The organism is Roseateles puraquae (genome assembly GCF_002205845.1).
Taxonomy (GTDB): Bacteria; Pseudomonadota; Gammaproteobacteria; order Burkholderiales; family Burkholderiaceae_C; genus Pelomonas; species Pelomonas puraquae.
Window position 1 is genome coordinate 285,717 of the sequence record NZ_NISI01000006.1, and the last position, 22,941, is coordinate 308,657.

The window sequence follows — 22,941 nt, forward strand, 5'->3', positions numbered from 1 at the left end:
CCGACCGACATTCCGACACCCGTCCATGCTGCGCCTGCTGACCGTTCCCGCCTGGGCCCCCGAGGGCGCCGCGCCGCACCGCCTGCCAGCCACCGTGCCTGGCGCCCTCGTCCTGGTGCTGGCCCTGCAGGGCGACACCGGCATGCCGCGCGAGCGGCTGGCGGCGCTGTTCTGGCCCGACGCCGCGCCGGCCGATGCGCTGCATCACCTGCGCGTGAACCTGCACCGCGCCCGCACCCTGCTGCGCGGCTGGGGCTTTGCCGAGCACTTGCGGGCCGAGGGCACGCACCTGCACCTGACGCTGCCCACCGACCTGACCGACGACGCCGGCGCCAGCGCGCCGCCCGACGCGCAGGACTGGCTGGCCGGCTGGCGGCTGAGTGGCTACGAAGGCTTCGAGGCCTGGCGGCGAGAAACCGCTCAGGCCCTGCACCGGCGCTGGCTGCAACGACAGCGCCAGCAGCCCGCGGCCGCCCCCGCCAGCCCGCCGCCGCCCGCGCGTGAGGCCGAGCACGAGGCCCTGCGCACCAGCACGGCGCCCGCCCTGCTGCTGCTGGGTGAGCCCGGGGCCGGCAAGACCACGCTGCTCAGCGCCGCTTTCCCACAGGCACCCTGCCTGCGCGGGCTGGAAGGGCTGCACGGCATGCCCTACCGGCCGCTGCTCGACGCCCTGCGCACCCGCATGCCCACCCTGCAGGCCGCCGTCGACGACCCCCGCGGGGCGCTGGGCGCCTACCGCCTGGACCTGGCGCGCCTGCTGCCCGAACTCGCCCCGGACGAACCCCTGCCCCCGCTGGACGCGCTGACCGCCCAGGCCCGGCTGACGGAGGCGCTGGCGCGCGCCTTCGAGGCCCTGGGCCCCGTGCTGCTGGTGGACGACCTGCAATGGTGCGACCCCGCCACCGTCGAGTGGCTGCTCATGCTGGCCCAGGGAGATCGCCTGCGGTGGCGTGCCGCGGCTCGCTGCCACGACATGCCGACCGCCACCACGCAGGCCCTGCGCCCGCTGGTGGATGCCGGGCGGCTGCTGACCCTGTCGCTGGCGCCGCTGACCCGGGCCGAGCTCGCCGCCGTCTGCCGCGCCCGCTGGCCGGGCAGCAACTTCGCCGACACCGCTCTGGACCAGCTCCATGCGCTGAGCGCCGGCAACCCCTTCGCCCTGAACGAGCTGGTCGCCGCAGGCGCTCCTGCACAGGCCTTGGGGCAGTCGCTGCCCGAACGTGTCCAGCAGATGGTGCAGCGGCGGCTGCAGGCCCTCCCACCCCTGGCGGCCCAGGCCGTGGAGGCAGCCGCCGTGATGGTGCAGCCCGCGCCCGCACAAGCCCTGCGCCACCTGCTGGGCCTGCCAGCCGGCGACGCAGGCGACGCCGCCTGCCAGCAGGCGCTGGCGCAAGCGCTGGACGCCGGCATGCTCGCCGAGCAGGCCGCCGGCCTGGCCTGCGCGCACGACCTCATCCGCCAGGCCACGGCCGCCCAGCTGGGCGACGCGCGCCGGCTCAGCCTGCATCGCCACGCCGCGCTGTGGCTGGGCACGCGGCCGGAGGCCGACGCCATGACCGTGGCCGAGCACTGGCGCACCGCCGGTGAGCCGCAAACGGCACTGGCGTGGCGACATCGCGGCGCCGAACAACTCAAGGCGCGTGGCCGCTACGACGAAGCCTGCGCCGTCTGGCGCGAGGTGGCCGACGAATCGCTGGACCTGACCCAGTCGCTGCTCGCCCGACTGGAGCTGGCCGCCTGCGATCTGTTCGAAGACCTCGCACGGGGCGAGCAGGCCTTGAACGCCATCCGCGCCCAGTTGGACGGTGTGAGCGACCCGGCGCAGCGCCAGCTGATGGAAGGCCGGCTGCGCGCCGCGCTGGTGGACAACCGCGTCTTCGCGGGTGACCTGGCCAGCGCCGGCAGGCACGCCGCGCGGCTGCGGGAGCTGCTGCCCGAGCTGCCCACGCGAGAGCGCATCCAGGCTTGCGAGGTGCTCATCGAGCTGGCCATGCGCGAGCCCGACATTCCGGCCGCCTGGGCGCTGCTGGCCCAGCTGCGCGAACTCGCGCCACGGCTGCCGTCCGTGCTCAGCTTCGAAGGCCAGATCCACTGGTTCGGCGGCCATGTGCGTGCGGCGCACGACGCGCTGGCCCGGCTGCTGCAGCGCCACCCCGACTACTGCCGCGGCCTGACCGTCGAGAACGACCTCGCCGTGATGCTGCACACGCTGGGCGAATTGGCGACCGCCGAAGACATGGCCCGCCGCAGCCTGCGGAGCTGGGCCGGTGTGATGCACACCGAATGCCTGTCCAGCCTGGTACTCGGCAGCGTGCTGACCTCCGCCGGCCGCCACGCCGACGCGCAGGCCAGCCTCCAGCGCGCCCTGAGCCTGGCGCAGGCCCAGTCCAGCGCACTGTTCGAGGCCGAGGCCCGGGTGCGCCTGGCCCGGCTGCACCTGCAATGCGGCCGGCCGGCGGAGGCCGCCGGGCTGCTGGCCGCCGCTGCACCGCTGTTGCGCGACGCCGAGGAGCCGCTGCGCGTGTCGAACTGGGTGCTGATGGCCACGCTCAAGGCCACCGCCAATGGCCACGCCCCCGCCCCACAGGATATCGACCGCCTGCGGGCCGCCAGCGCCCGGCTCCAGCACCCCTTGGTGCAAGCGCGCGAGGCCCGCGTGGATGCCGAACTGGCGCTCATCGCGGGTGACGGCACGGCCGCCCTGGCCGCCGCCGACCGCCAGGCGGCCGTGGCCCGCAGCCACGGACTGCAGGAATGGGCCACCGAGGCCGCCTTGCTGGCTCTGCGCGCCCGCCGCCTGCTGGGCGAGCCCGCCGCCAAGCTGCGCCCGCTCGCGCAGGACATCGAGGCCCAGGCCGCAGCCCAGGGCTATGCCGACCTGCGCTGGCGTGCGGCGGCCTGGCTGGCCGCGCATGGCGGCACGGCGGCCGATGGACGTCGGGCACGGGCCGCCCTCTCGAGGCTGCGGGGCAGCGAGCGCCCCTCGCTGTTCAACGCCGACGTCGCCGCGACGCGGGAGCCCCGGTGGGCCTGACCGCCTCTCCTCCCCCATCCGCGGGGGCGCCACGAGGCGGCCAAGCCGCAGCGGAGACCACGGCTGAGACGCCGCTGAGACGCCCGCCGGACAGCATGACAGCCAGACCGATACGCCCCGACAGCCGGGGCACCGCCCTTTCAGGAGAGGACCGCTGCATGACCCCCACCCCCGTCGCCTTCCCCCGCACGCCGATGCCCACCGCGCGCCGCACGCTCGCGCTGCTGGCCACGCTGTGCGCCGCCGCCAGCGCCCAGGCCGACACCCGCGTCTACACCAGCGAGGCCGAGTTCCTGGCGGCCCTGGCTGGCACGCGGACCGAGACCTTCAACCAGTTCAACCGCGACATCTCCATCGCGTCCGACCACCCGGCTTCCAGCGGCAACTTCGGCGGCGACTTCACGTTGCAAGGCGGCTGGATGATCGACGCCCCGCAGACGCTGAGGGACATCGACGGCAGCACCAACCTGTTCTTCGGCATGAGCCCGGGCAGCTGGGCCGACATGAGCTTCAGCACGCCGCTGCGCGCCTTCGGCGCCTGGTTCAACGGGGTGCCGCCGACCTTCATCATCGACGCCAACAGCCTGGAGGGCTACGGCTCCTACCGGCGCGTCGCCCGGCTGGAGCCTACCGGCAGCGGCCTGCAGTTCATCGGCTTCACGTCCGACCAGACGTTCAACCGCCTCGTGTTCGAGAGCGCCGGCTGCTGCTCGACCAGCTTCGCCATCGACAACCTGAGCTATGCCACGGCCCTGGCCCCGGTGCCCGAGCCCGAGACCTGGGGGCTGATGGGCCTGGGCCTGGCCGGGCTGGCGGCCTGGACGCGCCGTCCCGGCCAGCGGCGCCCACGCCGCGGCTGACGCGCACGACACCTGGCCCGGGAGAACGCCATGTCCAAGTCCCTCGATGAGCTCCTCACCAAGCTGCCCGAGTGGCTGGGCGAGTTCACGCGCACGCTGGCCCACCCGAGCCGCGTGCTGGCGGAGCAGCTCAGCACCGCCGCACCCGCCAGCGGCGAAGCCGGCGGCCCAGCGCCAGGCAAGCCGATGCAGGACGGCGCGGCCTTCCTGATCCTGTCCTTCGCCGTGGCGGCGGGCGTGGCCATCGCCTTCCCCGTCGCCAGCATGGATTCGCTCGACGCGACCCCGTCCGACGGCGTGCTGGCCCGCAGCGCGGTGGTGCTGCGCCACCTGTTCGTCTTCCTGGCCGCGGCCGCCATCGTGCATGGCGCCAGCAGGCTGCTGGGCAACCGGCAGGCCTTCGCCGGCTTCTTCGGTGCGGTGGCGCGCTTCGGCGGCGCCACGCTCGTGCTGCTGGCGCTGGCCGGCGCCCTGACCAACATCGGCATGGCCGACCCCGTCGCCGCGCGCAACTGGCAGGAGCTGCGCCAGATCACGCAGCAGATGGGCGAGGGCGCCCGCACGCTGGCATGCGCCGCCGACGCCAAGACAGGCGTGCCGGCGCCGGGCGCCGCGGTGCCGTCACTGGACCCGGCGCAGCTGGCCCGCGGCCAGGCGCTCTACCTCGACACCGCCGCGCGCCCGCTGATGCTGGTGGCCAGCGGCCTGGAGTTCCTCTGCCTGCTGGCGCTCACCGTCTGGCTGGGCTGGGTCTGGTGGCGCTATCTGCGGGTGAGCCAACTGACCCCCGCCCGCGCGCTGGCGGCCAGCGCGCTGGGTGTCACGGGGCTGGGGGCAGGCTATCTGGTGCTGGTGCTCATCGACAGCGGCCAAAGGGTGTCCTCGCTCATGCAGACCTGCCCGCAGCCCTGAGTTCCATCGCACCGTTCTTACCTCGCATCCATGGGAGATTCACCATGAAGAAGTTGCTCCAACCTCGCTTGCTGGCCGCCGCGGCACTCGCCGCCGGGGCTGCACCGGCCACGGCCGCCACGCCGGTGTTCGTGAACCCGACCACGCCGTACCTGTCGAGCGCCGACATCCCCGTGGGCTTCTACTTCGGCGGCGCGCCCACGCTGCTGGACACGCTGGAAGACGGCAGCCTGGATGCCAGCCTCACCGGCACCCACGGCGTGCTGCTGGACGTGGGCTTCGGCGGCGCACGCGACTCGGTGGACGCCGACGATGGCCTCATTGACGGCAACTGCGGGCCGCAGACCGCGGGGCGCTGCGTCAGCTGGTTCAACGGCAACGGCGCGGAGGGCGTGACCTTCACCTTCGTCGGCAGCGGCGCCATGCCGACCGCCTTCGGCCTGGTTTGGACAGATGGCGGCGGCATCGTCACCTTCAGCGCCATCGGCGCCGATGGCCAGAGCCTGGGCAGCATCAACGCCAGCGGCTTTGCGGATGGCAGCTTCGGCGGCACCACCGGTGAAGACCGCTTCTTCGGCGTGCAGTTCGCCGGGGGCATCCGGTCCATCACCATCACCAACAGCAGCGGCGGCATCGAGGTCGACCACATCCAGTACGGCGCCATGGCGCCGGTGCCCGAGCCGGGCAGCTGGGCGCTGCTGGCCGCCGGTCTGGCCGGGATGGCCGGCTGCAAGCGCCGCCACACCGCCCGCGCTTGAGATCCGACGTCAAGGAGCCCACCCATGCGTCCCTGCCCCACGCTCATGCGCGCCCTGCCCGCCGCCCTCGCCCTGATCGGCCTGCTGCCTCACAGCGTCGGCGCCGCCGTGCATCTGTGGACGGGTGCAGGCAGCAGCGCCAACTGGAGCGACACCGCCAACTGGACGGGCGGCCTGCCGGCCAATGGCGGCGAGCTGCTGCTGGACAGCGCCGCCCGCCCGGCCAGCTTCAATGACCTGGCAGGCCTGAGCCTGCTCGGCCTGACGCTGGGCGCGAACGCGCCGGCACCCACGCTCAGCGGCAATGCGCTGCGCTTCCAGGGCCCGGGCGCCTACCTGCGCATGCTGTCCAACGGCGGCGCCGGCACCGTCAGCAACGCGCTCGTGCTGGACAGCACGCTGCAACTGACCGGCGGCCCCAGCACCGCCAGCCAGCTCTTCCTGCGCGGCGCCATCAGCGGCAGCGGCGGTCTGGACGTGGTCGGGGGCACGGCGGTGCTCAGCGGCAACAACAGCTTCGGCGGCACGACCCGCGTGGCAGCCGGTGCCGCCCTCGGCGTCGCCGGCAACGCGCTGGCAGGTACGGCCGGCATTCAGGTGGCGCGCGGGGGCGAACTGCAAATCGTCGGCTCGAATGTCATCACCTCGCTGAACGCGCCGCTGGCGCTCGGAGGCCGGCTCAGCAGCAGCGCGCCCGAAATCGTCGTGAACCCGTTGATCGGCCTCCAGCCGGGTGGCCTGTACACAGGCCCGATCACCGTCACCGACGATGCTGAGATCCTGGCGCTGGGCGGCACGCCGGGGGCACCGGTGCGATTCATCGTCAACGGCGGCATCGACCTCGCCGGTCAATCGCTCACGCTGGCCACCGACAGCGGCAGCAACCGCCTTCAGACCGCGGCGATCGGCGGCACCGGCACCCTCACGCTGCGGCCGCAAGGTGGCGAGATCACCACAGGCGCCGTCACCGGCACCACGACACTCGCCGCCAGAGGCAACGCCGGCAGCGCCACCGTGGCCAGCCTGGCCGGCGATGGGCGCGTGCTGGTGGACTTCGACAGCAGCTTCGGCCAGCTCACCATCACCGGCGCCTTGACCGGCCAGCGCGACCTCGACGTGCGCCGCGGCACGCTGAACCTGGGCACGGTCACACCGCTGAGCTTCACGGGCCAGATCACGCTGCGCGGCGAGGGCACGCTGAGCCTGGGGCGGGAGAGCTATCTCGGCAGCGCCAGCCCCGTGCTGCAGTTCGACGGCGGCGGCCGGCTCGTGCTGCGTGATGGCTTCGGCCTCACGCGCGACATCAGCACCACCGGTGGCCGTGGCGTGCTGGCGTTCGGCGGCACGACGAACACCGTCAGCGGCAACATCAGCGGGGACGGCGGCATCAGCTTCATCGGCGGTGTCATTACCGTCACCGGCAGCAACGGCTTTGCCGGTGGCCTGGCCGTCTTCAACGACGGCAGCATCAACGCGGCGGGCCAACCCAACACGACCACGCTGCGCTTCGTGCACGACGGCAACCTGGGCGCCGCAGGACAGGGCATCACGCTCGGCGGCGGCCTCGCCCTGCCCGATGGCTACGACCTCAGCCGGCCCCTGACCGTGGTGGACACGGCGGCCAACCTCAGCGGCAGCGGCAACCACGTCATCAGCAGTGCCATCAGCGGCGACGGCCGACTCAACCTCGGCGGCGCCGCGCGCTACGTGCTGACCGGCATCAACACGCACACTGGCGGCGTGGCGCTGGCCGGGCAATCCAACGGCCAGGCGGCCGAGCTGGTGATCGACAGCGACGCCCGCCTGGGCGCCGCGACCGGTGTGCTCAACATCGGCCGCACCGCAGCCAACAACGCCCTCATCACGCTGCCCGGCACTTTGGTCGCGGCGGGCAACCTGGACATCGCGGCCACGCGCAGCACCAGCTTCCGCAACATGACCGTGGACACCAACGCCTTCGACGTGGTGTTCAACCAGCCCATCAACGGCCTGGGCATCACCAAGGCCGGTGCAGGCACCTGGACGCTCAACACGGCCAACACCAACACCAGCGGTGACAACGTCGTGCAGGTGCTGCAGGGCACGCTGGCCCTGGGCGCCAACGAAGCGCTGGGCGCACGCAACCTCGTGACCGTGGCCGATGGCGCCCGGCTGGCGCTGAGCGGCCACGTGCTGACCATGACGTCGCTGGACACCGCCGCCGGCAGCACGGTCGACCTGGGCACGGGCGGCACGCTGCGGCCGTTGTTCGGAACACTGGAAGGCGCGCTGACCGGGCAAGGCAGCCTCGTCGTCGGCCGCGCGGGCTTTTCGCCCGCCGCCGTGACGCTGAACGGCGCCAACCGTTTCACCGGGGCCATCGTCGTCACCCAAGGCAGCCGGCTGACCATGGGCCATGCGGATGCGCTGGGCAACTCCGGCACCTTGCTGACGCTGGACAACGGTGCGCTGGAAGCCAGCAACCGGCTGACCGCACCCGTGGTCATCAGCGCAGCGACGCCCCTGCAGATCGGCGCGGGTGGCGCCGGATTCGTGGCCGGCGGGCAGTCCATCGTCATCGAGCGCGCACTGACCGGCCCGCTGACGCTCAGCATCCAGGGCGGCAGCCGGCCGGGCGACAGCGGCGACAAGTTCGACGTGCGCCTGGCCAACCGCGCCAACAGCTTCGTCGGTGACCTGCAGCTGGGTGACCCCCAAGGCTTCGGCACCGCGGTGCTGGGCATCACGGCCGACGGCTCCCTGGGGGCCGCCGGCAACCGACTCATCCTCGGCAAAAGCTTCTTTGACGGCGAGTCCACCCGCAGCGCCCAAGGCGGGCTGCGCGCCTGGGATTCGCTGACGCTGGCCGCCACGCGGACGGTGCTGCTGGATGGCGAGTCGGGCAGCACGGCCGGCTTCATCGACACCAACGGCCACACCCTGGTGCTGGCGGGCCGCATCGGCGAACTGCAGTCCGGCCTCGGGCTGCTCAAGACCGGCGCCGGCACGCTGGTCGTCAACGGCGTGCAGGCCTACACCGGCCGCACGACGGTCGAGGCCGGCACGCTCGGCGGCCATGGCGAACTGGAGGCCGTGCGCCTGCGCGGTGCCGAACTCGCCCCTGGCGAGAGTGCGGGCTTGCTCAGCATCCGCCAGGACCTGAGCTTCAGCGATGGCGCGCTGCTGACGCTGGAGCTGGGTGGCCTGCTGCGCGGCAGCGGCTACGACGCGCTCGACGTGGGCGGCAGCGTCGACCTGGGCGACAGTACAACGCTGCGGCTGAGCTTCATCGGCGGCTTCGTGGCGGCGGCCGGCCAGACCTTTGAGCTCATCCACACGGGCGGCGGCCTCTTCGGCCAATTCGCCAACGCGGCCGATGGCGAGCGGCTGCTCACCACCGACGGCAGCGGCAGCTTCGTCGTGCACTATGCCGACGGCCAAAGGCTGCTGCTCAGCGACTTCCAGGCCACCGCCGTGCCCGAACCGGGAAGCTGGCTGCTGATGCTGGCGGGCCTCGCGGCGCTGGGTGTGCGGCGGCCAAAGCGCTGAAGTCGCACGAGGCTGCGGGCGTCGGCGGCAGGCCGACTGGTGGCGCGGCCGGGCCGCTTGGTTCCCGGCCGGCCCCGTCTCGTGGCATCGGCACCCGAGCTGGGGAGAGCCTCCCTAGAGTGCGGCCCTGAGGTCACCGGCCAGGGCCGGCGAGAGGTGACGGGGCTTGCCATGCCAGGCGCCCCGCCCGCGGACCTCACCTGCCCCGGAGCCAGCCGCGCCGGCTCGAGTCCCGCTTCTCCCGCAACGCCCGTGTCCACCACTTACATTTTCTACTCTTCCGACGACAGCTGCGGCCCTTGGTTCGGCCTTCAGCTGGCCCGAGGCCTGGCCGAGCACCGCATGCGCGTGCGGCTGTTCTGCCACGACGTGCCGGCCCTGTCGGTGGCACAGGCCCACCTGGACCCGCGCGTGGTCATCCAGCACCTCGGCCAGGTCGAAGTGCTCGACCACCGGCTGGCCCGCAACGTGGGCGCTGCGCGCAACCTCGTCGACCTCTTCGGCGCCGTGCCGCCGGCGGCCTACATGGCGCGCTACTTCAGCCAGCCGACCAGCGGCAACCGCTACTCACTGCATGCGCCGTGGTCCACCCAGGGCGCGGGCACGCCCATCCTGCTGCGCTCGCAGACCCAGACCCACCGCCATTTCGACCTGCATCTGGGCGACTCCCCCCAGACCGCCGGCCTCATCCGCAGCTTTGGCCACAGCCACCTGCTGCGCAACAGCCCGCACAGCACGCTGGCCGCGCGCGCCAGCCTGCTGAGCCTGCTGGGCCTGCCGAGCGACCTGATCAGCGGCGAGCGCAGCCTCTACCTCAGCGCCAGCCCCTCCATCGCCTGGCCGAAATGGCTGCAGAGCCTGATCGAAGGGGAGACCACGCACTGCCTCTTCATCGAGTACGGCGAGTTGCAGCAGCACATCGCCCCCATCTTCTCGCGCGTGCCCGGGCAGCCGGGCACCAGCTCGCTCGGCGGGCTCACGGTGGTCTTCCTGCCGCCGCTGCTGTGGGCGCTGGAAGACGAAGTGCTGACCCTCAGCGACCTCGTGCTGACCGACCGCACCGACGTCGCCTTCCGCGCCGCCGAGCGCGGCACGCCGGCCATCCGCGCACGCCTCAGCTCGGTCGATACCGACCTCACCGACTGGTGCTTCGGCCGCACGCAGGTGGCCCTGGCTGAGGTGCACCGGCAGGCGGCCAACTCCTTCGGCTCCGGGCGCAGCCTGGTGGAAAGCTTCGACGCCGTGATGGCCCGCCTGGCCGACTTCAAGGCGCATGCCCGGCAACTGCAGACACGCATCGGCCGCGCGCCAGACCTCGTCTCGATGATGCTCACCGCCAGTGACATCAGCAGCGCGACCCATGTCGAGCGCCTGTTCGCGCCGACCGAACCCAACCCGATGCTGTGACATGCCGCAGGACACGCCCTACGACCTGCCGCGCGTGCTGGTGGTGTGCAACACCACGGCGCTGCGCCGCGAACTGGCCGATCTGCTGTACGAAATGTGGGTAGAGCCGCACTGGCATCTGCAGCTCGGCGGCCTGGCCGAATACGCGGCCTGGTGCCGGCCCCAGGTGATCGTGCTGGCCATGCGCAGCCCGCAGGAGAACCTCGCCGCCTACACCGCCCTGGAAGCCGCCTACGGCGACTCGCCGGCCGTGGTCATCGGCATGCTCGGCGTGCCGATGGACGGCCTGGCCTTTCCGGCGCGAAGCCGGCTGCAGCTCGACAGCTACCTCACCCCGCCGCCCAGCCTGCACGAACTCGCCTGGCTCATCGGCCGCGCCACCGAGGGCAAGCGCCCGAGATCCATCCGAGACCTTCCGGCCGAGGTCCCCACCGTCACCCAGGGCAAGCCCGATGCAACCTGACACCCCGCCCGGCAACGACACCGAGGCCAGCCCGCCCGCCCCCCCGCATGCCGAGCCACATGCCGAGCCACATGCCGAGCCACATGCCGGGCCGGATGGTGCGCCAGCGCCGCACGCCGGGCTGCCGCGTTCGGTCGTGCCCTGGCTGGCCGCCGGAGCGGGCGCGCTGGCCGCCCTGCCCCTGTGGCTGCTGCGCGACTCAGCCGCCGCGCAGGCCTTCGCGCTGCTGGTCAGCGTGATCGCGGCCACCACCGCAGCCGGCATGGCCCGGCGGCCCGCTGCCGGCTGTGCCTTTGCCTTGGCCCTGCTGGCCGGGGCAGCCATGTCACTGCTGCTGGCCTCAAGCCCCGCCTCGCCGCCCGCGGCGGACGCGACCCACATGCCGGCCCTGGCGGCACTCGCGCTGGCTGCGCTGGCCTGCATCGCTGTGTCGCGCCATGCCCGTGCACGCCTGCAGGCCCACCGAGACGAGCGAGCCCGACACCGCGACACCGCCGAGGCCCTGCGCGCCCGCAGCCGCGAGCTGCAGGAGGCCACCAGCTCGCGCATCCGCATCCTCGGGACGGTCAGCCACGAGATCCGCCAGCCGGTGCACGCGCTGGGCATGATGGTCGAGCGGCTGCGCATCGACCCCGGCACCACCGAATTCCGCAGCCAGATCAGCGACATCGGCGCCGTGGTGCGTTCGCTGGCCCATTCGCTGGCCATGTTGCTCGACATCTCCCGGCTGGATGCCGGCACGGTCAACGTGAAGATGGGGACGGAGAGCGTGCGGGTGCTGATGGACCGGCTGCGGCGCGAGTTCGCGGTCGACGCCCGGCGCAAACACCTGATGCTGGACTGCAGCAGCACGCTCGACCTCAAGATCGAGACCGACATCGCGCTCTTCTACAACGTGCTCGCCAACTTCGTCAGCAACGCCATCCGCTACACCGACCAGGGGCACGTGAAGGTCTACACCTCGCGCAAGAGCGAGCAGGAGCTGTGGGTTCACGTGGCCGACAGCGGCCGCGGCATTCCGGACGACAAGCTCGGCGAGATCTTCAACGAGTACGTCCGCCTGGACCGTGAGCACCAGTCCGCCCAGGGCTTTGGGCTGGGCCTGGCCATCGTCAAGCGCACCGCCCAGCTCCTGGACCTGTCCATCCAGGTCGACTCCCGGCCCGGCGTGGGCAGCGAGTTCCGCATCTCGGTGCCCTGCACCGGCCCGCAAGGCGCGGCGGGCACGCCGGCCACGACCCTGCCGCGGCCCTCGATGGTCAGCCGCTCGCTGGTCGGGCTGCGCGTGGTGCTGGTGGACAACGACGAGCCGGTGCTGCGCGGCATGGACAGCATGGTGCGCGGCTGGGGCTGCGTGCCCCTGGCCTGCCAGAGCGTGGCCGAGCTGCAGGACAAGCTCGACGACATGGCCGGCGAGGAAGTCGACTGCATCATTGCGGACTACCACCTCGGCGTCGGCATGCCCAATGGGCTGGACGCGATCGAGCTGGTCCGCCGCCGGGTGCCCACACCGGTGGCCGCCACCCTGTTCACCGGCGACCTGAACATCCGCCAGGCCGACGTGGGCCTGCAGGACATCCGCGTGGCCCACAAGCCGGTCGTCCCGGGCCGCACGCTGGCGCTGCTGGAGGAAATGGCGGCCGAGGCGCGCCGCCACCGGCAGCAGGCGGCCGCTCAGCCCGCCGCCGCCGACGCCTTGCCTTGGGACCCTCCGGCCTGACTTCCTTGCCTGAGGTGTCAGGCAAGGCCCCCGCGCCTCAACCCGCGCGAGACACAAACCAGCGACACGGCTTGGCTATGCTGCCGCCGCCATGCCTGCACGCCGCTCGCCCGCCACGCCACGCCTCCTTGCCACGTTGACACTCGCCCTGGCCGGGTGCGCCAGCGGCCCGCCGGCTCCGCGGCCCTGGGTCGAAACGGCCACGCGGACCCTGAACCTGTCACTGGCCAGCGTCGAGGTGCAGGGCCGGCGCGTGACCCTGACCCGCAGCGCCTCGGCCAGCGGGCCGCTGCCGGTGGTGATCTATCTGCCCGGCATCGGGCAGGAGGGCGACAGCGGCCAGCGCTGGGCCACCGCCTGGGCACAGGCGGGCTATGCGGTGCTGGGCGTGCAACCCCTGGAAGACGATGCCGCGGCCTGGCGCTCGCCGCTGGCCCGCACGGGCGAGTTCCGCGCGCTGGGCGAGCGGCACTATGGCGCCGCCCAGCAGGCCGACCGTCAAGCCGCGCTCGGCCGCCTGCTGCAGGCGCTGCGGGCGTCCCCCAGCCTGGCCGGCGTGCCCCTGGACTGGCAGCGCACCGCGCTGGCCGGCTACGAGATTGGTGCGCAGGCGGTGCTGGCACTGGGCGGCGAGGCCGGGGGCTGGCAGCCGCGCGCGGTCATCGCGATCAGCCCGCCGCCGATGACCGCGGTGCCCGGCACACCGCCGGCGCTGATCATCACGAGCGACGCTGACGGCGACGCGCTGGGCCTGGTCACTGACCCCGCTCAGCGGCGTCGCGCTTTCGACAGCCTCAGCCCCGGCGCGGGCTGGCTGCTGCGCCTGCCAAGCCTGTCGCATGCCGCGCTGTCGGGCACGCTCGCGCCGGACGGCTGGCATGCGCAGGACCAACACCGCGGCGGCCCGAGCGGCGCCGGGGGCGGCGGTGGCCGGGGCGAGATGGGCGGCGGTCGTGCACCGCAAGGCCCGGCCGGCGGCGCGCCGCGCGGCCCGCGCAGTGGCAGTGCCACCGAGGCGGCGCAGGCCGACCTCGGCGAGGCGCTGCGCATGAGCCGCGCCTTCCTGGATGCCCAGTTGCGCGGCGCGGCGCTGCCGCCCTCACCCAGCCTCGTGGTGCGCTGACGCCTGTCGGCCGCGGCCGCTCAGTCTTCCAGGCCCAGGAAACCGCCGCTCTGGTGCGCCCACAGGCGCGCGTAGATGCCGTTCATGGCGAGCAGCTCGGCGTGCGTGCCCTGCTCGACGATGCGGCCAACGTCCATCACGATGAGCCGGTCCAGCGCCGCGATGGTGGACAGGCGGTGTGCAATGGCCACCACCGTCTTGCCCTCCATCAGCGTGTACAGGCTTTGCTGGATGGCGGCTTCAACCTCGCTGTCCAGCGCGCTGGTGGCCTCGTCCAGAAGCAGGATGGGCGCGTCTTTCAGCATCACGCGGGCGATGGCAATGCGCTGGCGCTGGCCGCCGCTGAGCTTCACGCCGCGCTCGCCCACGAAGGCCTCGAAGCCGGTGCGGCCCTTGGGGTCAGACAGGCTCGCGATGAACTCATCGGCATGCGCGCGCTCGGCCGCGCGATGCATCTCGGCTGCCGTGGCGTCGGGCCGGCCGTAGAGGATGTTGTCAGCCACCGAGCGGTGCAGGAGTGACGTGTCCTGCGTGACCATGCCGATGTGGCGGCGCAGGCTGTCCTGCGTGACCTGGGCGATGTCCTGGCCATCGATGGTGATGCGGCCACCGTCCGCGGGCAGGTCGTACAGGCGCAGCAGCAGATTCACCAGCGTGCTCTTGCCCGCGCCGCTGCGGCCGACCAGGCCGATCTTCTCGCCGGGGCGGATGGTCAGGTCCAGGCCGTCCACCACGACCTTGCCATTGGGGTAGGCGAAGCGCAGCTGTTCGAAGCGCACCTCGCCGCGCTTGACGGTCAGCTCAGTCGCGCCGCTTGCATCGGTGATGGCCTGCGGCTTGGACAGCGTGGCCAGCCCGTCCTGCACCGTGCCGATGTGCTCGAACAGCGAGGCCATCTCCCACATCACCCAGTGCGAGATGCCGTTGAGCCGCATCGCCATGGCGGTGGCGGCCGCCACCGCGCCCACGCCCACGGCAGAGACGCCCCACAGCCACAGCGACAGCAGCGCCGTGCTGCCGACCAGCAGGGCCGACAGCAGCGAGTTGACGATCTCGAAGCCGGTCACCAGGCGCATCTGGCCGTAGGCCGTGACCATGAAGTCCTGCATCGCCGACTTGGCATAGCCCGCCTCCCGCCGGCCGTGGGCGAAGAGCTTGACGGTGGCGATGTTGGTGTAGGCGTCGGTGATGCGACCGGTCATCAGGCTACGCGCATCGGCCTGGGCCTGGGCGATCTTGCCCAGCCGGGGCACGAAGAAGCGCAGCGCGCAGATGTACAGGCCCAGCCACACGGCAAAGGGCGCCATCAGCCAGGCATCGAAGCTGGCCACGATGCCCACCATGGTGCCGAAATACACCGCCACATAGACGAGGATGTCCACCACGATGAGCCAGGTGTCGCGCACGGCCAGCGCCGTCTGCATGACCTTGGTCGCGATGCGGCCGGCGAACTCGTCGCCGAAAAAGGCCAGGCTCTGGCCCAGCATGCGGCGGTGGAAGATCCAGCGCAGCCGCATCGGGAAATTGCCGAACACGCCCTGGTACTTCAACAGGGCCTGCGCGCCGGCCAGCAGCACGCCTGCGCCCAGCACGGCCAGCAGCAGGATCACGACCGGCTGCGGCCGGCTCCACAGCTCGGCCGGCTTGAGCTGCGCCAGCCAGTCCACCAGCGAGGCCATCAGGCTGAACAGCAGCGCCTCGGCCGCCGCGATGCCGGCCGTGAACAGCATGACCGCGAACAGATGCGGCCGCACGCCGTCGGCACAGCGCCACAGGAACGCGAAGAAACCGGCGGGCGGCGCGACGGCCGGGGTTTCGGGGTAGGGGTCGACGAGTCGCTCGAAGCGCGACACCAGCGGTTGGAACAGCGAAGCCATGGCGCTAGTGTCGCTTGGTAGCGCTGTCAGTGGCGCCGCCCATGGCGCCGGAGCGTGCAGGTCAGCGGCTCGCGGCCGAGGCCGGCAGCCCCGGCTGAGGCACCGTGACGCCCGGCGTCAGCGAGATCTCATCCACCAGCGTCACGCCGGTGACGAAGTAGCGCGTCTCGCCGAAGCAGGAGGTCGGCAGGCCGACCTTCTCCTCGTAGTGCAGGTTCACCCGCCGGCCCATGACCTTGTTGATGGCCGCAGCCGTCGCCTCGTCGTGCACCGTGAAGTAGAACTTCTCCACCGTGCTGGAGCCCGGCAGCGACACCAGCGCCTGCTCGCCCTCCCAGGTCTTGCAGATCCAGCCCTTGCGCGAGAACTTCTGCACCCAGCCGGCACGCTCGCCTTCGGAGTAGCTCCAGCGCCAGGCAAACGCGAACCAGGCGGACACGAGCAGCAGCAGGGCGACGACGGCGAGGGCAATCTTGGTGCGCATGGGGCCAGGGCGAGTGAGGGCGCGGCGATTGTGCGTCAGCGCGGCGCAGGCCTCGTCCTCGGAAGCGAGCGGCCAGTCATGTGCTGGTAAGTCAGGCGCCACGAGACTGGGGCGCATCACCCTCAGCGCCCCGATGCATGACCCCAGATGCCCGCCCGACCGGAGGCTCTGCATGAGCCCCACACTGGCCAGCCGCCGAACGCCGCGCCGCCCCGACAGTTGGGCCGGCGAGTGGCTGACACGGCTCTTCTTCCACGACGCCGAGGTGCAGGCCAACGAGGCCCTCGCACCCGGCCTGCACCGGATCACCCTGCAGGGGCCGCAGCTGCGCGGCCTGCTCTGGTCGCCGGGCGACAAGCTCCAGCTCAAGCTCGGCCGCGGCATGCAGACGCGCACCTACACGCCGATGTTCTGGGACAGTCAATCCGGCCGCACCGCCGTCCTCGCCCACGCGCTGGCGGACGGCCCCGGCAGCGACTGGGCGCGCCATGCGGCACCGGGCGACGTGCTGTCCGTGTTCGGGCCGCGCAATTCGCTGGCGCTGGGCGAGCTGCCCGCCACCCACAGCCTGCTGGTGGGTGACGAGACCACGCTCGGCCTGGCCGCGGCGTGGCGCCCGGCGCAAGTCCTGCTGGAGGCCAGCATCCCGACCGCCGTGCACATGGCCGCCCAAGCACTGGCGCAGCCGGTGCAGGTGGTGGCACGTGCTCCGGCCGATGCTCACTGGGCCGACCTCGCCGCGCTTGCTCGAAGCCAGTTCACGCCCGACACCTGGCTCGTGCTGGCCGGTCGCGCCGCCACGGTGCAGCACCTGCTGCGCGACTTCAAGGCCCACGGCATGCCGGCCCGCCGCATCCGCACCAGGGCCTACTGGGCCGACGGCAAGATCGGAATGGACTGACTTGCCGTCAGGTTGAACCCCTCGCATGACACTGCGGCCTCCCGCACTTCACCGCTGATCGAATCACCATGACCCCGACCCTGATGAAGCGTTCCACCCGCGCCCTGCTGACCGCAGGCTTGCTTGCCACCACACCCTGGGCCAGCCAAGCCCAGCCGACGGGAGACGACAGCCAGGAAGGCCGAAGCCGCTGGGGCCTCGGCCTGGCCGTGATGCCCGAGATCAAGCCCTACCGCGACTTCGACGGCAAGACCGAAGTCTGGCCGCTCATCACCTTCGAGAACCGCTGGGTGCGGGTGTTCGGCCCCGGGCTGGAATTCAAGCTCGGCCGCAGCGGCCCGCTGACCTACGGCCTGACGCTCGCCTATGCCGGCGACGGCTACAAGTCCAGCGACGCGCCCATCCTGACCAGCATGGACCGTCGCCGGGCGAGCGCCTGGCTGGGTGGCCGTCTCGGGCTGCAAACGAGCTGGGCGCAGTTCAGCGCCGAATGGTCGGCCGACACGCTGAGCTACAGCAAAGGCCAGCGGCTGCGCCTGGGCGCCGAGCGCCGTTTCTCGCTCGGCGAGTTCGGCCTGACGCCGCGCCTGACCGCCACGTGGATGGACAGCAAGTACGTCGACTACTACTACGGCGTCCGCGGCAACGAAGTCATCCCGGGTCGCGCGGCCTATTCGGCCGGCTCCACGGTCAACACCGAGCTCGGCCTGCGGGTGGACTACCGCATCGCACCCGAGCAGGTGCTCTTCGCTGACGTCAGCGCCACCGCACTGGGGAGCGCCATCAAGAGCAGCCCGCTGGTCGACCGCAGCACCTTGCCCGGCGTGCGCCTGGGCTGGCTCTACCGCTTCTGACCCCGTCGCTGACGTGGCCCGCGTTCTGCTTGTCGAAGACCATCCACGCCTGGCGTCCCTCGTGCAGCGAGCCCTGGAGGCCGCCGGCATCGCCTGCGACACGGTGGAGCGGATCGACCATGCCTGGCCGGCCCTGCAGTCGCAAGCTTATGCCGCAGCCCTGATCGACCGAGGCCTGCCCGATGGCGACGGCCTCGCCCTGGTGCAACGCCTGCGTGAACGCCAGCAGCACCTGCCCTGCCTGCTGCTGACGGCGCGAGACGCGCTGCATGACCGCATCACGGGGCTGGAAGCGGGTGCCGACGACTACCTCACCAAGCCCTTCCCCATGGACGAGCTGGTGGCCCGGGTGCGGGCCCTGCTGCGCCGGCCGCCGGTTCAGACCTCACTGGAGCCGAGCTTCGGCGACCTGCAGGTACAGCCGGCACTCGCCCGCCTGGTGTGTGGCGAGCAGACGGTGGCGCTGCCGCGCAGTGAGCTGCAGATCCTGCTCAGCCTGATGCAGGCCGGTGGCACGCCGGTGCGTCGCCAAGCCCTGGAAGCGGCCGGCTGGGGCGCGCACGAGGCCGTCACGCCGAACGCGCTGGACGTGGCCCTGCACCGCTTGCGCCGCAAGCTTGGCGCTGCCGGCTCGCGGGTGCGCATCCTCAATCAGCGCAATGTCGGCTATGCGCTGGCCGACTAGCCTCCAGGGCCGGCTGCTGGCCGCCTACCTCGCTGCCTGGCTCGGCACCGCCGCGCTCGTGGGTGGCGCCGTCATGCTGTACCTGCGCGGCGACCCGATGCGCTGGGCCGACCATTCCGGCGCCATCTTCGCGATGAAGCTGGCCGACGCGCTTGGCCAGGATGCCGACGACCGGCTCACTGTCGTGCCACCCCCGGAAGCCGTCCGCTGGCTCATCGAGGCGCTGCCGCATGACTTTGGCTACCGCGTCTTCGACGCCCGCGGCCGTGTGCTGCTGTGGAGCTCGCCGGAGACCGCGTCCGGATGGACCGCAGCCGGCCTCGTGGCCCAACCCAAAGAAGGCCCGAGCCGGGCCGACATCGGCGGCCAGCCCATGCGACTGTGGACCCGCGCGGCCGAGTTGCCCAACGGCCCGGTCTGGGTCCAGGTCGGCGCCAGCGAGCGCCTGATCGCCCTCGTGCACTCCGGCACCACGATGCGCTTGGGCGGCGCGATGGCGGTGACGGCGGTGCTGTCGATCCTGCTGCTGGGCGTGGTGCAGTTCTTCGTGCTGCGCCAGTTGATGCGGCCGGTCAGGCGCCTCTCGCGGGAAGCCATGGATGTGGCCCACCAGCCCGGCCGGCGTCTCCGGCTGGACGACCTTCCGGCCGAGCTGCAGCCGCTGGTGCAGACCTTCAACCAGAGCCTGGACAGCGTGGAGCTGGGCTATGAGCGGCAGCTGCGCTTCCTGGCCGATGCGGCGCATGAACTCAAGACGCCGCTGGCCTTGCTGCGCGCCCAGGTCGAGCTGGGCGAGAAGCCCGCGGTACTGCTCGAAGACATCGACCACATGACCCGGCAGGTGCAGCAACTGCTGCTCTTGGCCGAGGTGACCGAGCTGCACAGCTACCGTCACGAGCCGCTGGACGTGGCCTGCGTGGTCGACGACGTCGGCCGATTCCTGCAGCCACTGGCCGCCCGCCACCGGGTGCTGCTGCGCAGCGAGACCAGCCAGCCGCCCAGCGGCCTGCAAGGCGACCGCGACGCGCTGTTCGCGCTGGTGAAGAACCTGGCCGAGAACGCCATCTCCTGCTCACCGGCCGGCGGCACCGTGCGGCTGTCGCTGTCGCCGTCCAGCCTGGTGGTGCGTGACGAGGGCGGCGGCATCGCACCGGCGCATTTCGAGCACCTGTTCAAGCGCTTCTGGCGCGCACCCAGCCGGCGCGACCGCGGCGCAGGGCTGGGCCTGGCCATCTGCGAGGCGGTCAGCCGGGCGCACGGCTGGCGCATCGCGGTGCGCAATGCGCAGCCGGGCGCGGAGTTCACAGTGCACTTCGGCGCCCAGTCCTGAGCGCTGGCGCCGGGCCGATCAGTCGGCAGCCTCGGGATGCCGCTCCCGCCAGGCGCGCAGGGCGCGGCGGTAGTCGTCCATCGCGAGGTCGTGCAGGTCGAAGATGCACGGGTCGCAGCCGTTGCCGCAGCAGGCATCGAAATCGGGCGCCGGCGGCGGCTCGGGGCGGGGGTCGTCAGTGGGAGCGGGTGATGCGGGCACGGTCATCGCGCCGAGATTTTGAAGCAGCGAAGATGACCGCATGACACACGCGCCCACCGAAGGTTCATGGACTCGCTGATCACGGCCGCCGGCCGGGCCTTGGCGGCGGGTGACGCGCTGACCGCGCTCAAGCGGGTGGCGTTGCGCGAGGACCCACCGGCGCTGGCCCTGCGCGGGATTGCGATGGCCCAGCTCGGCGAACTGGCGCGCGCGCAGGACTTGCTGAAGCGCGCGGCCCGAGGCTTCGGGCCGCAGGAGCCCCTCGCCCAGGCCCGCTGCACCGTGGCGGAGGCCGAGGTCGCCCTGGCGCTGCGCAACCTCGCCCAAGCGCCGGCTGCCCGCGCCGCGCTGGCCAACGCGCAGTCGGTGCTCGCCCAACGCGGCGACATCGCGAACGCGGCGCACGCCCGTCTCATCGCGGCCCGCCGCGCGCTGCTGATGGGCCACCTGCAGGCCGCCGCCGACGGGTTGGCGACACTCGACGCCACGGCGCTGGCGCCGCAGCAGCGCGCGCTCGCGGCCCTGGTGCGCCTGGAGCTGGCGTTGCGAGGCCTGCAACTCGATCAGGCCCGGCAAGCGCTCGCACAGGCCCAGACCGCCGCCCGGCAGGCTGGCATTCCCGCGCTGCAGGCCGAAGTGGCCGATGCAGGCGCAGTACTGGACCGGGTGGCCGCACGCCGCTGGCTACCGGCTTCACAGCAGTGGCAGCCGCTGCGGCTGGCCGACGTGGCGACGCTGCTCTCGGACCCCGACCTGGTGGTGGATGGCTGCCGCCATGCCCTGCATGCCGGCACGTGGCGCTTGTCGCTCGCGCGGCGCCCCGTCCTGTTCACGCTGTTGCAGGGCCTTGCCGAGGCCTGGCCGCAGGCCGCCACACGCGAGCACCTCATCGAGCGCGCGTTCCGGCTGAACCCGCCGGACGACAGCCATCGGGCACGGCTGCGCGTGGAAATCGGTCGACTGCGGCGACTCGTTGCGCCGGTCGTCGGCATCGAGGCCACGCCCCAAGGCTTCGCGCTGCAACTGCGACCGGGCCAGTCGCTGGCGCTGCTCGCGCCCCCGTTGGCGAGCACGCTGGATGCCGTGACGGCGCTGCTGGCCGACGGGGCCGCCTGGTCCACCTCGGCGCTGGCCCTGGCCACTGGAGAGAGCCAGCGTCAGCTGCAACGCAGCCTCGCTGAACTGCTCGCCCAGGGCCGCGTACGCGCCATCGGGCAGGGCCGCGCACGCCGGTGGCTGGCTCCGACGCTGACGGGTTTCACGACGATCTTGTTACTCCCCGCCGCGCTGCCGTCTGGTTAAGGTTCAGACCTCACCACCGGAGCCCTGCATGAGTACCCAGCCCGCCGACATCGTTCGTGAATACGGTCCGTTTGAAGGCCATGACCAGGTCGCCGGGGTCACGCATGACGGCCGGCGGGTGTGGGCTGCCACCAGCACCACCCTGCTCGCCTTCGATCCCGCCACCGGCGAGGTCGAGCAGCGCCTGGAGCGGCCCTGCGATGCCGGCACCGCCTTCGACGGGCGCTATCTCTACCAGCTGGCCGAGGCCCGCATCGACAAGATCGACCCGGCGACCGGTGCCGTGGTGCACACCATCCCGGCGCCCGGGCAGGGCGGCGACTCGGGGCTGGCCTGGGCCGAAGGCAGCCTGTGGGTGGGCGAGTACCGGGCGCGCCGCATCCACCAGGTGGACCCCGAGACCGGCGCAGTGCGACGCAGCATCACCTCCGACCGCTTCGTGACCGGCGTGACCTGGGTCGACGGCGAGCTCTGGCACGGCACCTGGCAGGACGAGGCGAGCGACATCCGCCGCATCGACCCCGCCGATGGCCGCGTGCTGCACTGCCTGCAGATGCCCCCCGGCACCGGCGTGAGCGGCCTGGAGTCCGACGGCGGCGCACTGTTCTACGCCGGTGGCGGCCGCAGCGGCAAGGTTCGCGCCGTGCGCCGGCCAGTCACGCCAGCGGACTGAAACCTGACCGATCCACCGCCCACCCGGGCACCGGGTGGCGCCGCTGCATGCCCGACTTCCTTCACCCCCGACCCAGGAGATGTCATGACCCCCACCATCGTCACCCGCGACCAATGGCTCGCCGAGCGCCGCGCCTTGCTGGCCCGCGAGAAGGAACTCACGCTGCTGAACGACCGCCTCGCCGAGGCCCGCCGCGCCCTGCCGTGGGTGCGTCTGGCCCAGGACTATGTGTTCGACACCCCCGACGGCCCGCGGCGCCTGGCGGACCTATTCCAGGGGCGACGCCAACTGCTCGTGCAGCACTTCATGTTCGGGCCCGGCTGGGCCGAAGGCTGCCCGAGCTGCTCCTTCATGGCCGACCACCTCGACGCCATGGCACCGCACCTGGCCCAGCGCGACATCAGCTTGCTGGTCGTGTCGCGGGCACCGCTGGCCGAGATCGAGGCCTTCCGGCACCGCATGGGATGGCGGTTCGCCTGGGCCTCCTCGCACGGCAACAGCTTCAACCGCGACTTCAACGTCAGCTTCGGCCCGCAGGATCGCATCGACGGCGAGGTGTTCTACAACTTCGAGATGCAGCCGCTGACCTTGCAGGAGGCGCCCGGCATCAGCATCTTCTGCAAGGACGATGCGGGCGAGGTCTTCCACACCTACGCCACCTTCGGCCGCGGCCTGGAGGTGATGATGGGCAGCTACGACCTGATCGACCTGACCCCACGCGGCCGCGACGAGGCCGGGCTGCCCTACCCCATGGCCTGGGTGCGCCACCACGACCGCTACGAGGCGACGACCCCGCCAGCCGCCGCCTGCTGCGCCCGCCAGGCCTGAG

Annotated in this window: 19 protein-coding genes; 16 read left to right on the top strand and 3 right to left on the bottom strand. The window is 72.2% G+C overall.

Features of this window, described 5'->3' with window-relative positions; translation table 11 throughout:
* Positions 1-25 precede the first annotated feature (25 nt).
* The 9 genes from CDO81_RS16335 to CDO81_RS16370 all read left to right on the top strand — a co-directional run bounded on the left by CDO81_RS16335 (position 26) and on the right by CDO81_RS16370 (position 13,805).
* Entirely contained in the window at positions 26-3,034 is a 3,009-nt protein-coding gene (locus CDO81_RS16335) for an AAA family ATPase (protein ID WP_088484286.1), read from the top strand.
* Between the two features lie 158 nt (positions 3,035-3,192).
* Positions 3,193-3,894, top strand: coding sequence for a PEP-CTERM sorting domain-containing protein (locus CDO81_RS27670; protein ID WP_144397280.1), 702 nt, complete (start codon positions 3,193-3,195; stop codon positions 3,892-3,894).
* Positions 3,895-3,924: 30 nt separating this feature from the next.
* Entirely contained in the window at positions 3,925-4,806 is an 882-nt protein-coding gene (locus CDO81_RS28140; protein WP_158218312.1) for a hypothetical protein, read from the top strand.
* A gap of 44 nt (positions 4,807-4,850) precedes the next feature.
* Entirely contained in the window at positions 4,851-5,564 is a 714-nt protein-coding gene (locus CDO81_RS27680; RefSeq protein ID WP_144397281.1) for a PEP-CTERM sorting domain-containing protein, read from the top strand.
* A gap of 24 nt (positions 5,565-5,588) precedes the next feature.
* The gene (locus tag CDO81_RS16350; RefSeq protein WP_088484289.1) at positions 5,589-9,092 is read left to right on the top strand and encodes a beta strand repeat-containing protein; all 3,504 of its coding nucleotides are present in this window, start codon (positions 5,589-5,591) and stop codon (positions 9,090-9,092) included.
* 252 nt (positions 9,093-9,344) lie between these two features.
* On the top strand, positions 9,345-10,499 hold the full coding sequence (earP, locus tag CDO81_RS16355) for an elongation factor P maturation arginine rhamnosyltransferase EarP (RefSeq protein ID WP_088484290.1): 1,155 nt from the start codon (positions 9,345-9,347) through the stop codon (positions 10,497-10,499).
* Between the two features lies 1 nt (position 10,500).
* A complete protein-coding gene (locus CDO81_RS16360) occupies positions 10,501-10,962 on the top strand; it encodes a hypothetical protein (RefSeq protein WP_088484291.1) in 462 nt (153 codons plus the stop codon).
* Positions 10,952-12,682 carry an ATP-binding response regulator gene (locus CDO81_RS16365; RefSeq protein ID WP_088484292.1) on the top strand — a complete coding sequence of 577 codons (1,731 nt, stop codon included), beginning with the start codon at positions 10,952-10,954 and terminating at the stop codon, positions 12,680-12,682. The genes CDO81_RS16360 and CDO81_RS16365 overlap by 11 nt, the downstream gene beginning before the upstream one ends.
* 91 nt (positions 12,683-12,773) lie before the next feature.
* On the top strand, positions 12,774-13,805 hold the full coding sequence (locus CDO81_RS16370; RefSeq protein ID WP_088484293.1) for an alpha/beta hydrolase: 1,032 nt from the start codon (positions 12,774-12,776) through the stop codon (positions 13,803-13,805).
* 20 nt (positions 13,806-13,825) lie between these two features.
* Here CDO81_RS16370 and CDO81_RS16375 read toward each other — a convergent pair whose 3' ends face one another.
* Both CDO81_RS16375 and CDO81_RS16380 read right to left on the bottom strand, forming a co-directional pair.
* A complete protein-coding gene (locus CDO81_RS16375) occupies positions 13,826-15,661 on the bottom strand; it encodes an ABC transporter ATP-binding protein (RefSeq protein WP_088484465.1) in 1,836 nt (611 codons plus the stop codon).
* Between the two features lie 82 nt (positions 15,662-15,743).
* The gene (locus CDO81_RS16380; protein ID WP_193466510.1) at positions 15,744-16,166 is read right to left on the bottom strand and encodes a hypothetical protein; all 423 of its coding nucleotides are present in this window, start codon (positions 16,164-16,166) and stop codon (positions 15,744-15,746) included.
* 172 nt (positions 16,167-16,338) lie between these two features.
* Here CDO81_RS16380 and CDO81_RS16385 point away from each other — a divergent pair, with 172 nt between their 5' ends.
* The 4 genes from CDO81_RS16385 to CDO81_RS16400 all read left to right on the top strand — a co-directional run bounded on the left by CDO81_RS16385 (position 16,339) and on the right by CDO81_RS16400 (position 19,936).
* A complete protein-coding gene (locus CDO81_RS16385; RefSeq protein WP_158218313.1) occupies positions 16,339-17,067 on the top strand; it encodes a siderophore-interacting protein in 729 nt (242 codons plus the stop codon).
* Between the two features lie 68 nt (positions 17,068-17,135).
* Positions 17,136-17,921, top strand: coding sequence for a MipA/OmpV family protein (locus CDO81_RS16390; protein ID WP_088484295.1), 786 nt, complete (start codon positions 17,136-17,138; stop codon positions 17,919-17,921).
* Between the two features lie 13 nt (positions 17,922-17,934).
* Positions 17,935-18,606 carry a response regulator transcription factor gene (locus CDO81_RS16395; protein WP_088484296.1) on the top strand — a complete coding sequence of 224 codons (672 nt, stop codon included), beginning with the start codon at positions 17,935-17,937 and terminating at the stop codon, positions 18,604-18,606.
* Positions 18,590-19,936, top strand: coding sequence for a sensor histidine kinase (locus CDO81_RS16400; protein WP_158218314.1), 1,347 nt, complete (start codon positions 18,590-18,592; stop codon positions 19,934-19,936). Before CDO81_RS16395 ends, CDO81_RS16400 begins: the two co-directional genes overlap by 17 nt.
* An 18-nt stretch (positions 19,937-19,954) precedes the next feature.
* Here CDO81_RS16400 and CDO81_RS16405 read toward each other — a convergent pair whose 3' ends face one another.
* Positions 19,955-20,143 (bottom strand): oxidoreductase-like domain-containing protein, encoded by a 189-nt coding sequence (locus CDO81_RS16405; protein ID WP_088484298.1) that lies wholly within the window; start codon positions 20,141-20,143, stop codon positions 19,955-19,957.
* Between the two features lie 60 nt (positions 20,144-20,203).
* On the opposite strand from CDO81_RS16405, the gene CDO81_RS16410 reads away from it, so the two are divergent.
* From CDO81_RS16410 to CDO81_RS16420, 3 genes are all read left to right on the top strand, one after another.
* Positions 20,204-21,439, top strand: coding sequence for a helix-turn-helix domain-containing protein (locus CDO81_RS16410; protein ID WP_088484299.1), 1,236 nt, complete (start codon positions 20,204-20,206; stop codon positions 21,437-21,439).
* A gap of 28 nt (positions 21,440-21,467) precedes the next feature.
* Positions 21,468-22,112, top strand: a complete 645-nt coding sequence (locus tag CDO81_RS16415) for an NHL repeat-containing protein (RefSeq protein ID WP_088484300.1) — start codon at positions 21,468-21,470, stop codon at positions 22,110-22,112.
* 84 nt (positions 22,113-22,196) lie between these two features.
* A complete protein-coding gene (locus CDO81_RS16420) occupies positions 22,197-22,940 on the top strand; it encodes a DUF899 domain-containing protein (RefSeq protein WP_088484301.1) in 744 nt (247 codons plus the stop codon).
* The last annotated feature ends 1 nt before the right edge of the window (position 22,941 follow it).

Excerpts from the sequence above, each read along its gene's own strand:
- CDO81_RS16350 (WP_088484289.1), top strand. The coding sequence starts at position 5,589 with ATGCGTCCCTGCCCCACGCTCATGCGCGCCCTGCCCGCCGCCCTCGCC.
- CDO81_RS27680 (WP_144397281.1), top strand. The coding sequence starts at position 4,851 with ATGAAGAAGTTGCTCCAACCTCGCTTGCTGGCCGCCGCGGCACTCGCC.
- CDO81_RS16365 (WP_088484292.1), top strand. The coding sequence starts at position 10,952 with ATGCAACCTGACACCCCGCCCGGCAACGACACCGAGGCCAGCCCGCCC.
- CDO81_RS16370 (WP_088484293.1), top strand. The coding sequence starts at position 12,774 with ATGCCTGCACGCCGCTCGCCCGCCACGCCACGCCTCCTTGCCACGTTG.
- CDO81_RS16360 (WP_088484291.1), top strand. The coding sequence starts at position 10,501 with ATGCCGCAGGACACGCCCTACGACCTGCCGCGCGTGCTGGTGGTGTGC.
- CDO81_RS16385 (WP_158218313.1), top strand. The coding sequence starts at position 16,339 with ATGAGCCCCACACTGGCCAGCCGCCGAACGCCGCGCCGCCCCGACAGT.
- CDO81_RS16390 (WP_088484295.1), top strand. The coding sequence starts at position 17,136 with ATGACCCCGACCCTGATGAAGCGTTCCACCCGCGCCCTGCTGACCGCA.
- CDO81_RS16335 (WP_088484286.1), top strand. The coding sequence starts at position 26 with ATGCTGCGCCTGCTGACCGTTCCCGCCTGGGCCCCCGAGGGCGCCGCG.
- CDO81_RS16410 (WP_088484299.1), top strand. The coding sequence starts at position 20,204 with ATGGACTCGCTGATCACGGCCGCCGGCCGGGCCTTGGCGGCGGGTGAC.
- CDO81_RS28140 (WP_158218312.1), top strand. The coding sequence starts at position 3,925 with ATGTCCAAGTCCCTCGATGAGCTCCTCACCAAGCTGCCCGAGTGGCTG.
- CDO81_RS16400 (WP_158218314.1), top strand. The coding sequence starts at position 18,590 with ATGCGCTGGCCGACTAGCCTCCAGGGCCGGCTGCTGGCCGCCTACCTC.
- CDO81_RS16405 (WP_088484298.1), bottom strand. The coding sequence starts at position 20,143 with ATGACCGTGCCCGCATCACCCGCTCCCACTGACGACCCCCGCCCCGAG.
- CDO81_RS16380 (WP_193466510.1), bottom strand. The coding sequence starts at position 16,166 with ATGCGCACCAAGATTGCCCTCGCCGTCGTCGCCCTGCTGCTGCTCGTG.
- CDO81_RS27670 (WP_144397280.1), top strand. The coding sequence starts at position 3,193 with ATGACCCCCACCCCCGTCGCCTTCCCCCGCACGCCGATGCCCACCGCG.
- CDO81_RS16415 (WP_088484300.1), top strand. The coding sequence starts at position 21,468 with ATGAGTACCCAGCCCGCCGACATCGTTCGTGAATACGGTCCGTTTGAA.
- CDO81_RS16420 (WP_088484301.1), top strand. The coding sequence starts at position 22,197 with ATGACCCCCACCATCGTCACCCGCGACCAATGGCTCGCCGAGCGCCGC.